General features: G+C 36.7%; 14 protein-coding genes and 1 pseudogene. 7 read left to right on the forward strand and 8 right to left on the reverse strand.

The window, feature by feature from the left end:
* Positions 1-118: 118 nt before the first annotated feature.
* The 4 genes from R2S10_RS18730 (at position 119) to R2S10_RS18745 (ending at position 3,261) form a co-directional block, all read left to right on the forward strand.
* The gene (locus R2S10_RS18730; RefSeq protein WP_316841939.1) at positions 119-529 is read left to right on the forward strand and encodes a hypothetical protein; all 411 of its coding nucleotides are present in this window, start codon (positions 119-121) and stop codon (positions 527-529) included.
* Positions 530-655: 126 nt separating this feature from the next.
* Complete coding sequence (locus R2S10_RS18735) at positions 656-2,077, forward strand: DNA/RNA non-specific endonuclease (protein ID WP_316841940.1); 1,422 nt, start codon at positions 656-658, stop codon at positions 2,075-2,077.
* A gap of 172 nt (positions 2,078-2,249) precedes the next feature.
* Positions 2,250-2,738, forward strand: a complete 489-nt coding sequence (locus R2S10_RS18740) for a MauE/DoxX family redox-associated membrane protein (RefSeq protein ID WP_316841941.1) — start codon at positions 2,250-2,252, stop codon at positions 2,736-2,738.
* A gap of 166 nt (positions 2,739-2,904) precedes the next feature.
* Entirely contained in the window at positions 2,905-3,261 is a 357-nt protein-coding gene (locus R2S10_RS18745) for a hypothetical protein (RefSeq protein ID WP_316841942.1), read from the forward strand.
* Positions 3,262-3,299: 38 nt separating this feature from the next.
* Here the strand turns inward: R2S10_RS18745 and R2S10_RS18750 are convergent, their stop codons facing one another.
* Genes R2S10_RS18750 through R2S10_RS18760 form a run of 3 tightly spaced genes read right to left on the reverse strand, consistent with a single transcriptional unit; the run spans position 3,300 to position 8,571 of the window.
* Positions 3,300-4,667 carry a RagB/SusD family nutrient uptake outer membrane protein gene (locus R2S10_RS18750; protein WP_316841943.1) on the reverse strand — a complete coding sequence of 456 codons (1,368 nt, stop codon included), beginning with the start codon at positions 4,665-4,667 and terminating at the stop codon, positions 3,300-3,302.
* Between the two features lie 9 nt (positions 4,668-4,676).
* The gene (locus R2S10_RS18755) at positions 4,677-7,841 is read right to left on the reverse strand and encodes a SusC/RagA family TonB-linked outer membrane protein (RefSeq protein ID WP_316841944.1); all 3,165 of its coding nucleotides are present in this window, start codon (positions 7,839-7,841) and stop codon (positions 4,677-4,679) included.
* Positions 7,831-8,571: a hypothetical protein gene (locus R2S10_RS18760; protein ID WP_316841945.1), complete on the reverse strand. Its 741-nt coding sequence runs from the start codon at positions 8,569-8,571 to the stop codon at positions 7,831-7,833. The genes R2S10_RS18755 and R2S10_RS18760 overlap by 11 nt, the downstream gene beginning before the upstream one ends.
* A gap of 534 nt (positions 8,572-9,105) precedes the next feature.
* On the opposite strand from R2S10_RS18760, the pseudogene R2S10_RS24735 reads away from it, so the two are divergent.
* A pseudogene (locus tag R2S10_RS24735) lies at positions 9,106-9,225 on the forward strand (transposase); the annotation flags it as partial.
* A gap of 700 nt (positions 9,226-9,925) precedes the next feature.
* Here the strand turns inward: R2S10_RS24735 and R2S10_RS18765 are convergent.
* Both R2S10_RS18765 and R2S10_RS18770 read right to left on the reverse strand, forming a co-directional pair.
* Positions 9,926-10,477 carry a hypothetical protein gene (locus R2S10_RS18765; protein ID WP_316841946.1) on the reverse strand — a complete coding sequence of 184 codons (552 nt, stop codon included), beginning with the start codon at positions 10,475-10,477 and terminating at the stop codon, positions 9,926-9,928.
* Positions 10,441-11,412 carry an RHS repeat-associated core domain-containing protein gene (locus tag R2S10_RS18770; protein WP_316841947.1) on the reverse strand — a complete coding sequence of 324 codons (972 nt, stop codon included), beginning with the start codon at positions 11,410-11,412 and terminating at the stop codon, positions 10,441-10,443. The genes R2S10_RS18765 and R2S10_RS18770 overlap by 37 nt, the downstream gene beginning before the upstream one ends.
* A gap of 19 nt (positions 11,413-11,431) precedes the next feature.
* Between R2S10_RS18770 and R2S10_RS18775 the strand changes: the two genes are divergently transcribed.
* Together R2S10_RS18775 and R2S10_RS18780 are read left to right on the forward strand one after the other, a co-directional pair.
* Complete coding sequence (locus tag R2S10_RS18775) at positions 11,432-11,968, forward strand: hypothetical protein (protein ID WP_316841948.1); 537 nt, start codon at positions 11,432-11,434, stop codon at positions 11,966-11,968.
* A gap of 14 nt (positions 11,969-11,982) precedes the next feature.
* Positions 11,983-12,351 (forward strand): hypothetical protein, encoded by a 369-nt coding sequence (locus R2S10_RS18780; protein WP_316841949.1) that lies wholly within the window; start codon positions 11,983-11,985, stop codon positions 12,349-12,351.
* A gap of 133 nt (positions 12,352-12,484) precedes the next feature.
* Here the strand turns inward: R2S10_RS18780 and R2S10_RS18785 are convergent, their stop codons facing one another.
* The 3 genes from R2S10_RS18785 to R2S10_RS18795 all read right to left on the reverse strand — a co-directional run bounded on the left by R2S10_RS18785 (position 12,485) and on the right by R2S10_RS18795 (position 15,326).
* Positions 12,485-12,643 carry a hypothetical protein gene (locus tag R2S10_RS18785; RefSeq protein WP_316841950.1) on the reverse strand — a complete coding sequence of 53 codons (159 nt, stop codon included), beginning with the start codon at positions 12,641-12,643 and terminating at the stop codon, positions 12,485-12,487.
* 96 nt (positions 12,644-12,739) lie between these two features.
* Positions 12,740-13,219, reverse strand: coding sequence for a hypothetical protein (locus R2S10_RS18790; protein ID WP_316841951.1), 480 nt, complete (start codon positions 13,217-13,219; stop codon positions 12,740-12,742).
* A gap of 1,171 nt (positions 13,220-14,390) precedes the next feature.
* Positions 14,391-15,326 (reverse strand): hypothetical protein, encoded by a 936-nt coding sequence (locus tag R2S10_RS18795; protein ID WP_316841952.1) that lies wholly within the window; start codon positions 15,324-15,326, stop codon positions 14,391-14,393.
* Position 15,327: the final 1 nt, after the last annotated feature.

Raw genomic sequence — 15,327 nt, forward strand, 5'->3', positions numbered from 1 at the left:
GATTAATTTCACTAAATTCAGTTAAGCGCTATCCCAGTCTTATGATCGCGAGCTGTACATTCCTTCCCTGGAATGTTTTGAATCAATGGTAATAAAACCGAATCTAAAATCAGATCATATGAAAACTAGCGAGCTAAGAATTGGAAACCTGGTTTATTCCCAAAAAGAAATGGAAAATGGTGACCCTATCCCCGTATTAGTTATTGGAATAGATACCCAACATATCACTTATCTAAGTGAAAAATATGAGCTACATTCTGAAGTAAGACCTTTTCAGGTCCTCCCAAAACAAATTTATCCAATTCCATTGTCAAAAATATGGCTGGATAAATTTGGATTCGAAGATTACTTCCTACCACTACCGGGAAATGGAGAACTGGAAATAAGACTTCATGATGGCAGCTTTCATATTTGGTCTGCTGAAGGGCAAACGGAAAGTAATAATTATAGCCATCCAATTACAGGAATACACCAGTTACAAAATCTATATTTTGCTTTGACCGCCGAAGAATTGAGCATCAACAAATAGCATCTGTAAGTAAAGCCTTTAATCAAACACCAGCAAATCTAAAGTATTAAAGTAATGATAAAAACCAGTGATTAATTAACACTTTATTAATATTAAACTCATTATTTTGCGGCCCAATTCAAAATTATGAGAATAAAACATCTACTTATCTACAGTTCCCTGGTTATCTTAAGTTTAGCCGGATGTTCCAAAAAAACAGTGTCGGAAGCAATTGAAGCTCCGATTGAAAAAGGACCAGTAACCTACAAAATCACAGAGGATTTTGAGAATGTTACTAAAACTGCATATGCTGCTGCCGACATTAACATTTCTACGGGGTCATGGAATTTTGAGGATGCCTTAGTTGGCAATCTACCTGCCGATCTTAAAAACGGTCAAAAAAGTGTTCGCCTAAGAACAGGAAAAATTACTATGAATTTCGATGTTTCTGGTCTAAAAACATTATACATCAATCACGGAAAATACGGTAATGATAAAGATTTCAGCTGGCAATTATTGATCTCAGAGGATGGAGGAACAACTTTTACTCCACTAGGCGAAGAGATCCAGGAAAAAAACACCAAATTGGTGACCGACTCTTTTCAGATTACCGCAAAAGGAAAAGTACGTTTCCAAATCAAGAAAACAAGTGCTACTGTCCGCCTAAACATCGACGACATTATTTATAAAGGAGAGGGAGAATCAGGAATTATCGTAGGCACTCCAGATACTGATCCAGGTGAAGATCCTTCTACACCTCCAGCTACTGAAGCTTCAAGAGATGTAGTGATCGGTACAGATGCGCAACCAAATGAAGGAGATGATAGCAATGCGCTTTTTGGAAACCCTTCTTCAGCGAATACCTTAAGCCCGGACAATTACTTATTAAACATGAGTTATTATGTGCAATCTTATAGCAGTAGCCGTGGTACACCAAACTGGGTTAGCTGGCATTTAGATCCAAAAACCATCACTCAGGTGACTAAAAGATTAGACAATTTTGCAGGTTACTCTGGTTTACCTACTAATTTTTATCAGGTGGCTAACAATAGCTATTACAATTCAGGTTTCGACAGAGGTCATAATTGCCCATCTGCTGACCGTACCAGCTCAACAGCTGCAAATGGTGCAACTTTCCTGATGAACAATATGATTCCTCAAGCACCAAATAACAACCAAAAACCATGGGCAGATTTTGAAAATTACCTGCGCGCTCAGGTGGTTTCAGGAAATGAAGTTTACATCATTATGGGAAGTTATGGAACTGGTGGTATTGGTAAATCAGGAGCTATGACTACTACTATCGATAATGGAAAAGTAACAGTACCGAGTAACGTATGGAAGGTTGCTGTGATTATTCCGAATGGCACTGGAGATGCAAGCAGAGTGAGTACTTCTACCAGGGTGATTGCATTGAATACACCAAACATCAATACCATCGATCCAGATTGGAAAAAGTATATTGTTACTGTTAGAGACATTGAAAAAGCGACAGGCTACAACCTGCTTTCAGCACTATCTCAAGAAGTACAGAATGTGATTGAACTGAAAAAAGACGCTGGAAATTAATACCACAGCAGTTTAAATTAATAAGGGGCTTGTTTCGAAAGGAACAAGCCCCTTATTTTTTCCACCTTATAAGATACTTAAATTCTACCGCATACTCAGCTCCTCTTTGTGTCAAATGACCCAAATTACCCTCTAAAGCCTCCCTACCTTTAGTTTAGATAATCACGACACAATGGGAACTGAAGGATCAACTAGAAAAGCGTACAAAAGTAGTTTTACATTAATGATTGAAAATCAAAAACCTCTGTTTTTTGAAATCATTAAACTCTTGCTCATCCTCCTATGGGCATGTACCGCAGCCAGCAAATTGGTGGATGTTAAGGAGTTTAGAAACGAACTCAACAATCAGACTTTTAGTCAAGGCTTTGCAGATCTGTTGTTCTGGTTTATTCCGATAAGCGAAATCACTGCTGCATTATGCCTGGTTTTTGCTAGAAGCAGATGGATGGGCTTAATCCTTTCCAGTATTTTAATGTTCCTGTTTACTGGATATGTTGCGCTCGTAATATTGAATTATTACGATCAGGTTCCTTGTATCTGTGGCGGCGTATTTCAACATATGAGCTGGACCATGCATTTTTGGTTCAACCTATTTTTCCTCATGCTCAGCCTCTGGGCTACCCATTATTACTACCAAAGATTTAAGCGAAAGCAGAAATAAAACAAACTCTACCCTAGACAAGATAAAAATCTTGCCAGATGATTTTGGATAACTGCGCAATGAACAGCATCCATGCCGATTTAGTGATATAAGCCTCAGCGGATCCGCGTCTCTTCATATACAGCATAGATAAAGTCAAAGGCAACTAAACTATAATTAAAATATTATGAAAACAGTAAAATTCAATTTAGGCCTTGTAGTCCTTTTATTAGGATTCGGCCTGGTAGTAATGCAGAGTGCATTTACTGCCCCCAAAGAAACCACTAAGCAAAACGTTACAGGCTTCTTATTCCAATACAAACTAGATTCGTACACACTCCCAGAGATTCAGGACATTGCCAATTATGAACGAAGTGACGAATCATGTCCAACCGGGGAGCATGTATGCGGTGTTTACCTGGAAACAGATCAACCTTTAAATACACAACCTGACACTGATGAATTCGACGCAGCAAAGGGGCAACTTTGGAATTCTGAAGTAAGTAAAACACCACAAAATTCAACTATTATTATGAGAAATTAAAAATTAGATAAGGGGCTATTAACACAGCCCCTTATCTATTATGGATTCTGCTCTATATCACTATATAGAATTGCATTTTTATCTATTTGCAGCACATACCTTGGGGAGTTCGGCAACAGTTCATAATTAACATTATTGATTATCCTTTTCAATACCACAGAAGTTTGGGGCTCCAGGTTGAGCCTTTTTAAGTCCGACCAACGTAGATTACGAAACAACAGCTCTTTTCTCCTTTCCTGTAAGATCACAGCTAATGTAAAGTCTGGCGTATCACGATATGGCTCAAAATCCCCTGCTTTAAACCGTTTGGAAAGTAAAAAGTTCAAGTCATTCAATGCTAGAGAAACTTTACCTAATCGAAATAAACATTCAGCCCTGATTAACCAGACCTCATCTTTTGCCAATCCACTGAAAACTGAGGCTGTATTTAACCCCGTATAATTTCCTTTAAAAGCGATACTTTTATCTGTATTCATTTTAAAGAATATAGCTTTTCTCAAATCATTATTTTTATAACTGTTATAGAGCCTATCATCAACCATAGCCCTGTTCTGGCCAAGAATTGCGGCAACAGTAGTCCGACAATCATAGAGCACCTCCTCATTAAACTGGCTAAACGGAATCGCATCAGTAGCTGAAATATTGTTATAATCTATCAGATCAGGATGAATCGTAAGGCAGGAATCAGCATATAGTTTTGCTTGCTGATAATCCTGCATTTGCAAATAAACACGGGCAAGGAATGCATAGGCTGCTGGTTTTGAAGGCAGGTACTTACCTTTAGCTATTAATGGCAAATATCTAAGCGCCATTTGAGCATCCCTTATAATCTGCTGATAATTATCAAACAAACTACTCCTGGTTATTTTTTGATTGATATCAGCCTTCAACTTCAAAGGAACCCCCAATGTTCCTTTTGCCTGATCAGGTTGATAGGCAGGAGCAAATAGGTTGGCCAATGCGTAATGATACCATGCCCTGATAAACAAAGCCTGTCCCTTAAGTACCTCTGCGCTTACTTGCGCGGCAATTGGAATATTCAAATCCGGGATTGTTTCCAGTATTAAGTTTGCATTAAAAATAATTCTATATGGCCCATTCCAGTCCACAGAGATATCGTCTGATTTCATCCAGATATAAAAATTACGTTGTCTTTCAGAGGAGGCTGACCATGAAGTACTCAATACAGAATAATCATCTGCACTGATTTCTCCTGCAAAAGGAAATTGACCATTCATAATACTATAATCATCAAGGATCCCTGATAAGTCGGTCAAACTTGAAGGCGTGGTGATGCTTTTATCTGACTTTTCTGATAAATACTTTTTGCAACCACCAAGTCCTGTCAACAGGATGCCCAGTACTAAACATACTATCCATCTTTCTATTTTGTATTTCTTTTCCATATTGATGTCTTAAAGTGTTAATTTAATTCCTGCTGCAAAATATTTCGGCTGTTTGAGCTGATAAACCTGTTCGGGATCAATACCTAGTTTATTTGCCCTCCAAAGCATTATATTCAACTGATTACTGAACAGATAAACTTCGGCTTGCTTTAAAAAAGCTTTCGGCTGAAAGCGATAGGATAAGTATAGCTCATCCAATTTCACAAAATCTGCTTTGAGTACATTTATACTGGCATTATTGTAAAAACCATCCCGCATAGCATCAGCTGGATATTTCATTGAAGGCACATTGGTCCGTTGTTCATCACCGGGTTGTTGCCATCGCTGGTCGTACTCCTCATACCCCAGACTATTCCTGAACATTCCATTGTAGTTTAAAGAAGGTCGTCTAAGGTAATGGCCAAATTTGTAGCTGACATTTACCGTAAGTTCTAATCCTTTCCAAGCAAACGCATTTCTAAGCTGTCCAAAAACCGGTGGTAAAGCAGAACCATGAACAACTTGCTGTTCAATTGGATTTCTACTAATTGCAGCATAGTCTTTACTTGGCTGGCCATTCACAAAGCCTATTGGATCGCCAGTAGTAGGATCAAGACCTGCCCATTTATAACTGATAATAGTATAAGGATTATAACCTAATATCGGGAGGATGGAATTCCCATTCGTAGTCACCCCATCCGTATATGTAAAATTCAGACTTCTCACTACACTGTATCTGATATAACTAAAAAGCAACGTTGGCCGCCATGAAATTGTGCCAATTAACTGTTGACCATTCAGCACCAAATCCAGGCCATTTGCTTTTATAGCCGCAGAATTTTGGCGAAAAAAACTAAAACCAGTAGTCGGATTAAGGATTGCATCATTCATCAAATCAAAAGAGAATTTTGAGAAATAATCTATGCTTCCAGTTATCCGGTTACCTTTAAGACCGAAATCCAAACCTAGATTTAACTGTTCTGTTTTTTCCCACCTCAGTGTAGGGTTTGGTGGTGAGCTTACATTTACGGAAGGGATGTTTATTGGAGACAATCCAGCACCTATATATATTATTTTAGTTAGCGAAGATGCAGATTGGTCTAAGTTCCCACTAAAACCATAACTCATTCTAATTTTTAACCTGGGCAGCCATTCAGGTTTGAAAAATGTTTCCCTATCTACATCCCATAGCAATCCTGCCGACCATAAAGGCACCCATTTCTGATTGGTTTGAATGCCGAACAGGTTGGATGCATCCTTACGAATACTCGCAGAAACCGTATACCTGCTCAGATAGCTATAAGCTGCATTAGCATACACTGAAACAAACCTGTTATTGGTGCCTTTTGACTTTGCAGCACCATTCACGTAAGATTTCCCTTTGAGATTATCATAAACCGAATAAGAATTGCTAAAATCAATCGAGGTATTTGTCAATGTTTCTGGATCATAGCCATACAACATCACAGATTGCAAGGTTCCAATATTTTCCCTTTTTTCAGCACCAACAATCGCGTTAAGACTATGGTTAGCACCCCAATGCTTATTTACGTTTAACTGGCTCCGTAATGATGTGGATGAATTTTGAATACGCCCTTCGTCCAGAATTCCACCTATTGGAATAATATATTTCGGAACGTTGCCCGCCTGGGTAAATAGATTAATCAGGTTACGTGCATAATAGTCTTCCTTAGCATAATATTTACGGTTTTCCTGGCGATTCTGACGGTATTGATAACTGATCGTTGCAGTCAGCCAATCTAGAATCTGGTAACTGCTTCCCAAATTTAAGACTACTTCATTATTTTTATTTGTCCGATCGTTGTAGGCAAGCGCTTCCACCGGTCTATATTTCCAATCCAACAATTTACCCTTCCCAACTGTATCCGTATAAACGCTCCGATAATAGATATCTAAAGGCAAAGGACTGCCATATTCATCTACCAGTTTACTATAAACTGATGCAGCTCCTGATGAGCCCTTATAGGCTGAATACCCTCCATCGCTATTCAGGTCCGTCTTAGTTAAACTCAACATTATGGAGGCATCTAATTTCCACTTCTTCGTCAGGTCAATACTATTGTCAGTTCTAAGGGTAAACCGATCATTACCATTTCCTTTTAGGTTGTCACGGTTTTGATCATAGCCTGTAGATAGTAAATACCGAATTGGACCACTGCCCGAACTTAGATTCATCGCAAATTGGCTACTTATACCAGGCTGATAAAGGTACTTAACCATGTCATCTCTCAAATCTTGTTGTTTAAGTTTGTCTAGCTGTATTTCTGCCACACTGGCTTCTAGCTTTCCCTTCTCTACCTTATGAAGTATTTCGGCCACTTCAGGTATGAAAGGTCTAGAGTTGGCTGTAAACAGGTCCTTATAACGTCCCTGATTAAACAAATAACGTTCAAGTTCAACGGTAGAGGCAGGGCTAAGTTGGTTAGCGCTAAAAAGATCAGGACGATTTTGAATGCCCCAGCTGCTATTGACATTAACATTTAAAGGCTGCCCTATTTTTGCTTTTTTGCTGGTCAATACGATTACCCCATTTCCAGCTCTTGCACCCCAAATTGCACTGGCAGCTGCATCCTTCAATACAGTCACGCTTTCAATATCGTTGGGATTGATATTATTGATATCCCCTTCATAAGGAAAATTATCCAACACAATCAATGGCATCATGGCACTGCCCGTAAGCGTCCCCAAACCCCTGATCTGATAAGTTACCGCAGCCGTGCGTTTATCGACCAGCATTCCGCTAGTTTGACTTGCAATACGATTCAAAATATTCGAATTCACCTGCTGGTTGATCACTGAAGGGGACAACTGATAAAATGAACCTGTCACCCGATCTTTAGCGATCCGCTGATAACCAGTATTGACCTGAACTTCCTCTAATGTGCTGATCAAGGCAACCAAAAAGATATTGAGTCGCCCTGAGTATGGAAAAACAATATTGGTATCCCTGGTTTTATACCCCACATGACTGATCTCTAATCTTTGTCTGCCCGCATTTACTTTGAGTTTTACAAAACCAGTAGTATCGCTTTTAAATATAAGTCCTCCTGATATTCTAATAGTTACTGAAGGTATTGGACGACCTGTTTGCGCGTCTTTGATAAAGACATCCTGAGCCTTTATAGCAGAGGCTATAAACACCAGGAATAGCATGATTATTACTTTATTTTTCATCGCTTGCTTTATTACGTTTTGCCCTTACTTTCTCTCTTCTTTCTTCCAATATCATCTCGGCAGCAATTACCTGATCGATATTATGCTCATTTACCATTTCACTCGGTGTGAAAGCATAAAAAGAACCATCAGGCTTAATCCATGCACAACTTGACAGTACCCGAAATGGAAATAAAGTGCGTAATAAACGGTCATTTACTATGCTTGGAAGCGATCTGGTATCTTTATCCAGCAAACTATAGGCATGTTCGATTTTCTCAATGGTTTCTCTTAATCCTCCTGTATTCACAGTAAAAACCTTAAGCCGATCAGGATACTGCTTCTGTAATGCATTAATTTTTGGAAAACCTTTTAGACAACCAGAACAGGAACTCGACCAGAACTCCAAAATGATGATTTTGCCTTTATACTTTGACAGGCTTTCCGTGTGGTACTTTCCATTCTGGTAAACCACAAAGGGTTTCTCCCATAGTATCGAAGGCAATCTTTCTCCTAGCAACACTGCAGTGTGTTTTTCTACCGCCTGCTGTGCTACCGCATTTGGGCTTGTAAAAATTCCTGTCGCCAAAACTAAACCAGTCAATAAGACTCGACACTTCAACCTTCTTCTCATTTGCTGACTATGTTCAGCAAGCTTCGGAAGTCTTCCTTTTTTTTTGCATTCATCTTTTGAGTCTTCAAAAAATAGGCATAGCAAAGCCCCTGCGACAGATGTCGCTGTTTTTTTCATGTTCATGATTTTTAGAGATTAGTTAAATTGATTAGGAAAAACCCTTGATTTTATGGCGTGAAGCTTACACCATAAATTTCAGGTAATAACATTAGGTAATCTATACTGGATTTTTGGTTCTATTGGAAATACCAAAATGCAGATGCAATTACCATAAAAGATATATTACCATTATTTTAGAAAACACGGAATACCAATGATATTAATAGCTTATTCGAATATAAGATTTATTTCTTTTAAAAAGAATAGAAAGACATTAAAAGAAAAATAAAAGCTTAAAAATAGACAAAACGTATTTATATATAAAACACGTACCAATGAACCAATAAATTCTAATGAAAAATATTTGACAGGAAAATTACAAGAATGGCGTAACAGACCATTAGAACTGTCTATCCCTTTGCTTTTTTGGACTGTATGTTCTTCAAAGTAAGAATAAATGAACCGGTGTAAACCCCTGCCATCTACAATATCATGGGTGTAGACATTGAGGACAAAAAGGATGCGCTGAGCCTGTACAGTTCAGAATATTAAGGTCCCAAGTTTTGGCTCAATATACTTAACGATCTTAGGAACCGGGGTTTGGAAGATATCCTGATCGCTTACATAAATGGCATGAAAGGCTTTCCTAATGCTATTGAAGCTATTTTCCCCTGAACCAGAGTACAACTGTACATCGTTCATCAGATCCGATCAGGAACTTTAGTGAAGATGCCCATTATCAACTACTTTCACGATCAGAGTTCTTTTAACTTCCAGTGCACTTTTAACCCGCTGGACAAAGTAATGGAACTTTATGAACGCCTGCTGCAAGCTGAACTGGAAAAGAACGAACTCTTAAAAGGCAGTAAGTAGCACTATGGGACAGAAACCTAGTTGCGACGGTTTCATTTCTCCTTCGCTCATAAGCGAAGCCAAGTAGTTTTTGGGTACCCAAAAACACAACTTGTAGATTACAAAACAAAAAGATGGAGAATGACTTACTTGAAGAAATGGTTTTGATAGAAATATACGAATTGCAACACATAAAATACCAGTGTAAGAGCAGACACAATAATAAATTCCAAATATCCTTTTGGAGGCCGTGCTATAAATCTAATGAAAATCCAAAATGATAAAACGTTCAAAAAGAAAAATATAATATCAAGATTTAATTCTGATTTAAAATGATCCGATGAGGATCCAAATCCAAGCAAATATCCTACAATTATGTATGTTACTCTAAATAAGATCACTAATACAATATATATTAGTAATCTTAAGAAAATCGACTTCTTCATATTTTAGTTTTAAGTTAATGTACTGTTACTGTAATTCCTAGTTCCCTCATTATCTTCACAAAATCATCAATTAATTATGCGGAATTATTTTTATTATTTTTCCATGCACTTAAAAAAGCTCTCAAATCATTAACAAACGATCCATTCGCATGAGCAGCAAAAAAAACCTCCGGCATTTTTTCAGCACTTGAAAAGTCTCCAAGTACACCCTTCATGCCGTTTTCAGAAAGCTTATCTCTGTTATGATGATGAGCATATGAATTTACTCCTTGTGGTGAAGTTATGTTTGATGCTCCATGCGGAGCCATATTGTAAACAAAATCTATTTCATTTACAGCATCTGCAAATTCATCCGCATTTTGCCTTATCATTTCTAGTAAAGCTTCCGTATATCCTGCGCCAAAGGCTGCTCCTCTGCTATGTGTATATATTTGGATTTTCTCTGTTATTTTCCCTGTCTTAGGATCTCTCTCCAGTTGAGAAAGTATTTTTCTAAAATCAGCTTTACCTACATCATAACCCGCTCTTATTCGGCCTTCTTCTGCCTCTCCTTCACCAAGACCAGCTCGCCTAACTTCTCTGGTGTTTCCTAGTTGATACAAATATCGATTGCCGTCAACAAACAAGGCCTATGACCAGGATTAGGTATTCCTGAGCCAGCAATAGTTGCTAGTATTTGAGCATCCCAGTATGTCCTGCTATTACGCTCGCTATCATATTTAGTTTTTCCACCGATATATATTGGCAGTTCTCCATCCTTGTCAATAAAAGAAGTAGGGCTATTTAATGCATACACGTATGGCGATGACATTTCAAGAAGTTGAGCTTTGGGATCCACCACATTCCACCTGCCTATCACCGGGTCATAGAAACGTGCCCCGTAATCATACTGTCCACCTAACTCATCCTGAATCTCTTTTCCATTGTAAAGATACTTATCATTCAATGAAACTGGAGAACCAGATGATTTTCTTAAGCCAAAAGCATAATAATCATCACTCTGAATACGCTCAATTGCATTATTGGTGTTCTTCCTAAAGCTATACCTTACATTTCCTAAATGATCGTTGAGGTTATATTCATAACTAAACGTACCTCCATTATTTCTGGCCAGTCCATCTTCTGTATGAATCACATCAATAATATTCCCATTGTACTCTATGCCATCAATATAATTTCTAACGGTTCCATTGCTTATTTTCTGTAATTTAATGCCATCTGCACTATAAGTATAACTTAAATTCAGTCCTGTTTTTGTAGCTGTAGCTGGCAGATTCAACTGATTATAAGTAAGCTGCACTTTATTCCGTCCATCAAAAACAGCATTTCCATTTAAATCATATTGATACAAATCTGTAGTTAAGGTATCTCCTGTAACTTTATTAAGCCGATTTCCGGTATAACTATAAGCACTTACTCCTTTACCATCCCTATTTAAGCTGGAAATATTGCCCATATCATCATAGCTTAGAACTTCAGACATCACTACCCCAGTACTACTGGCATTCAGTGTTTTAGGAGGAATAGTTGTTGGCGCTGTAGGTTCTACATTTTCTGCCACTATTCAGGGTTATGGTAATATGGCTTATTTTGGTGACCCTATTTCTCCTGGTTCTATAGGTAAATCAGCCTTATTGAGTGTATTGACTGCCGGTGCTATGGGAGGAATGAGTGCTCCTCCAGGAGTGAGTATATGGACTGGTAGAGGTGCTCAGGTAAACCCAGGACAGCTGACAATGGTTGAATTTGGTGGCAGGACAATCAATCAAAGCGCTGATGACGCAAGCAATGACGCAGCTTTATGGAGTCAAAAAGCTTTTGATAAGAAGTTCGGTGGTGATGAGGAGGTGGCTCACTTTTCGAAGCATGGAAAAGAGATTATGAATAAAATCGGTGAGTCTTCGTACAATCTTAAGAATTATATGACGGATGCAAATTTTATTATCAAAAATGGTACTTTCGTGCCTGAAATGAATGGATATGTTAGGTTTTTTGGTGGAAAAAGTAGTGATTTTGGTTTTGTAGGATTGAATAGAGCTACAGGAAATATTACAACCTACCATATTAAACCACTTTCATTCCTTATTAAAAAGGCCCCAAATACATTTAGTCGTTAAATGAAACAATAAAAATGATTAAAATTGATAAAATAGAATGGTTGTCGGAGGAAGCAAAAGAGGCTGAGGTTTACATTTCTGATGAGAATTTTAATATTATTTGTTTTGCATGTCCCTTAGATCAGGATGTAGGAGATGAAGTGCCCTTACCTTTATATACGCTGCATGCAGAACATATATATCTATTGAAAGATGAGAAGGTATTTTCCATAGAAAAGGAAGGAACAGGCTTCGCGTATAGCCTATCTGGTTGTGTGATTGATAAAGACAATAGCCAGGTAAAAGTTGGAGAATTTATTTTAGAACTTGATAGTCCTTTGCCAGGTGACATAGAAATAGGTGATTATGTATCATTCGTATGTGCCCGTATCGACATATGCTAAGTACGACTAAGGTCTGTACACAAGCTCGTATTTATTAGGGATATTAATATGAAAATAAAAACTACTCCTCAATTTAATAGTAAAAAAATCTTAAAATTTTAAATGTGATGAACCCAATATAACATTGGGTTCATCACATTATTTTCCGATAGAAATTAGCCACCTCAATCCAATTAATCGGAATGATCAGTAAAAACCACCACCATCTAGAAACCGGACACAATGAATTCGGAATCGTAGTTCCAATCCCAACCTTTCCACCTGTAACTATAAAATCTCCATTGGTTTTCATTCCAAAGTATTTAGTATTCCAGGTGCCAACAATAGGCTACATAAACACTTATGCAGTCTATTAGTTAATTAACAAAGCCACTAAATTAGCATGAGGTTAACTTATGAGATATGACAACGTTAGCCATGACAAGAATTCCTCATTTGATTCGTGCTCTTCCATTGTACGATACTCTTCATACAGAACATGCACATCTTCACCAACAGCGCTGATATTAAAGGGAATAGGACAAAAGTACATTTCTAGTTTAGGCCTCCAAATTTCCTTCTTAGGAGTATATATTGTGATTTCTGGCATTGTGCTTTCATCTAGTAAGTTTATTAATGAATCAATAGATTTAGGGACCGTTCTAATAAAATTTCCACAATTTAATAATTCAAATTGCAAATCAATTTGTGTAGTTGCAAGTGAATAATTCGCAGCGTTAGAAATAAACTCATTAAAAACGTTGATACTATCAAAAAAAATATCTTTTTTAGTTTGAAAAGAACTCTCAGTAACAAATTCATCAATGTGATGTGATTCTGTATTAAAAGATTCTGAAAAGCGTTCTAAAATTTTTACAATATCTATCATATTAAAGTTTATTTACTACATCTGAAATCCAATCAAGAACGCCTTTTGGGTAAGCTTACAGTGGACCATAAGTAGCTTTTCTCTTTTTATCTATTATCCAATATGTCATCGGCATTTTAGAAAAATCAATCTTCGAGCAATCTTTATTATCCTTTTGTCTAGCTATTATATAGCCTTCGTCAAATGCAAATGCTTCAACCGTTTTTTTAATTTTCGATATTTTTCTAATGAATCAACATTAAAAATGTAAAAATACGCTATTTCACTTGCAGGTAGATTTTTCAAATTGCCAAAAGGTAACGATATGCCCCTTATTTCCCCACTATTAATATAAGTTTGATCTAGATAGTCAATAAAAACTAAACTATCTGTAAGATGTGGAATAGTTTTTTTTGCAACAAGAATCTTTCTATCCATCGCTCAACCACTAATTACAAGCACTAATATTAATACTGAGAATTTATATAACATAACTTTTAATATTTATTTACGAGGATAATATTCACTTTTTCCAATTGCGGAGTTCTCCCCGGAATACTTTGTAGACAACTGATTTGCTCTCACTTCTGTTGAATATTTATGATGTTGATGATCTGAAGGTCCATCTCCTTCAATAAGTATTGAAATGAAACAGGCTGCAAAATCCCTCCTATTGTGCTAGATGTTTAGTTGTTTACTCAAAAGAGTCTAGTTTTACTTGACACTATTACACAAATAAAACTCGCCAGAATATAAGGCAAGAAAATAATCGCAAACATATAAAAATCAGCATGTAAATCTATGTAAACCTCCATGAGATTTTTGTTATTACTCTTTAAAAGATAGACCACTGAGGGTATCATTAAATACACTGTAATTGTTGTTAGAAATAAAGGAATATAGTGACCTCTATTTTTAAATAGAAGAAACATTAGGCATCCTACTGAAGGAAAAAACAGCAATAAAAAAAAGACACGAAGTATTACAGATCCGGCAATTACAATTCCCGGATTGCCCTGAATTAAATTAAGTATGATGTTTATAAAAAGATCCACCACAATCAACAACAATGTATAGACAAATAATTTCTTTAAAATGGGGTATTCCATGAACTGTGTTGTTTTAAACTAATGTTACTAGCGATCACCGGATCATAGAACCTTACCCCATAATCGTACTGATATACAAATACTTATTTAATATTAATAGGAATTTCCCTCAAATCCGAACCATCAATATTAACAGAAAAAATGCTGTTTGAATCATCCCTCTTTTGAAAAAAGATTTTCCTTAATTTTCTATTAAAACGAATTATTTTAAAATGTGTTCCTGTTGACGCCAATATTTGTTTTTCTGTTTTAGATTCTGTATTGAAATCCACTAACTCATAATACGATGAACAAACAATATTAACTGAGTCAACTACAACGGGATTAGAGTACCCTGATGTATTGCCAACACCATTTGATGCCACAATTCTTTCAAAAACATTCTTGCTTTTTCTGTAGATGAAGACACCGTCGTTTTTATGATGCATACTCAGCAACATTTCATTATTGTTCAAATCTGTAATATTGTATAAACTATAAGCATTTAAATTAGATACTTTAACAGACTCTTTCTTGAAAAGATCAAATAAATAGATATCAAAACCATGAGCAGCTTTACTAGCTAGGGGAGAATATGAATCATAGTCATTAGCTTTAGAAAAATAGAGATTTACGTCATCATGGGAAAAAATCGCCTCAACGACCAGACTGTTACTATCGGTAATCTGTTTTAATCCATTAGCATCCGTAATCCAAATCGAACTGTTTATTGCTCCAAATTTACGACGTACTAATACAATTTTATCTCCGTCATGCGAATACCTCGGAAGATAAGAAGAGAGGCTATCACTTAGATGGACAATTTCATGCGGTTCAGTCCCATCAATATTAGCTTGATAAACTGTGGCCTTACTATTTTCCTTTAACCATGAAAACACAATAGACTGCCCATTGGGACTTATATCGAAATCTAATAATTTATTAACTTCTATTTCATTATTTTTTGAAACACATCCTGCTAAAAATGCAAAAAAGAAAACATGAACAAAGAACTTATTTTTTAATTTAAAATACTTCATA

This window comes from Pedobacter gandavensis, from assembly GCF_032678745.1.
Classification (GTDB): Bacteria; Bacteroidota; Bacteroidia; order Sphingobacteriales; family Sphingobacteriaceae; genus Pedobacter; species Pedobacter gandavensis_C.

Excerpts from the sequence above, each read along its gene's own strand:
- R2S10_RS18790 (WP_316841951.1), bottom strand. The coding sequence starts at position 13,219 with ATGATAGATATTGTAAAAATTTTAGAACGCTTTTCAGAATCTTTTAAT.
- R2S10_RS18740 (WP_316841941.1), top strand. The coding sequence starts at position 2,250 with ATGGGAACTGAAGGATCAACTAGAAAAGCGTACAAAAGTAGTTTTACA.
- R2S10_RS18760 (WP_316841945.1), bottom strand. The coding sequence starts at position 8,571 with ATGAAAAAAACAGCGACATCTGTCGCAGGGGCTTTGCTATGCCTATTT.
- R2S10_RS18775 (WP_316841948.1), top strand. The coding sequence starts at position 11,432 with ATGGCTTATTTTGGTGACCCTATTTCTCCTGGTTCTATAGGTAAATCA.
- R2S10_RS18750 (WP_316841943.1), bottom strand. The coding sequence starts at position 4,667 with ATGGAAAAGAAATACAAAATAGAAAGATGGATAGTATGTTTAGTACTG.
- R2S10_RS18780 (WP_316841949.1), top strand. The coding sequence starts at position 11,983 with ATGATTAAAATTGATAAAATAGAATGGTTGTCGGAGGAAGCAAAAGAG.
- R2S10_RS18735 (WP_316841940.1), top strand. The coding sequence starts at position 656 with ATGAGAATAAAACATCTACTTATCTACAGTTCCCTGGTTATCTTAAGT.
- R2S10_RS18795 (WP_316841952.1), bottom strand. The coding sequence starts at position 15,326 with ATGAAGTATTTTAAATTAAAAAATAAGTTCTTTGTTCATGTTTTCTTT.
- R2S10_RS18745 (WP_316841942.1), top strand. The coding sequence starts at position 2,905 with ATGAAAACAGTAAAATTCAATTTAGGCCTTGTAGTCCTTTTATTAGGA.
- R2S10_RS18730 (WP_316841939.1), top strand. The coding sequence starts at position 119 with ATGAAAACTAGCGAGCTAAGAATTGGAAACCTGGTTTATTCCCAAAAA.
- R2S10_RS18755 (WP_316841944.1), bottom strand. The coding sequence starts at position 7,841 with ATGAAAAATAAAGTAATAATCATGCTATTCCTGGTGTTTATAGCCTCT.
- R2S10_RS18785 (WP_316841950.1), bottom strand. The coding sequence starts at position 12,643 with ATGAAAACCAATGGAGATTTTATAGTTACAGGTGGAAAGGTTGGGATT.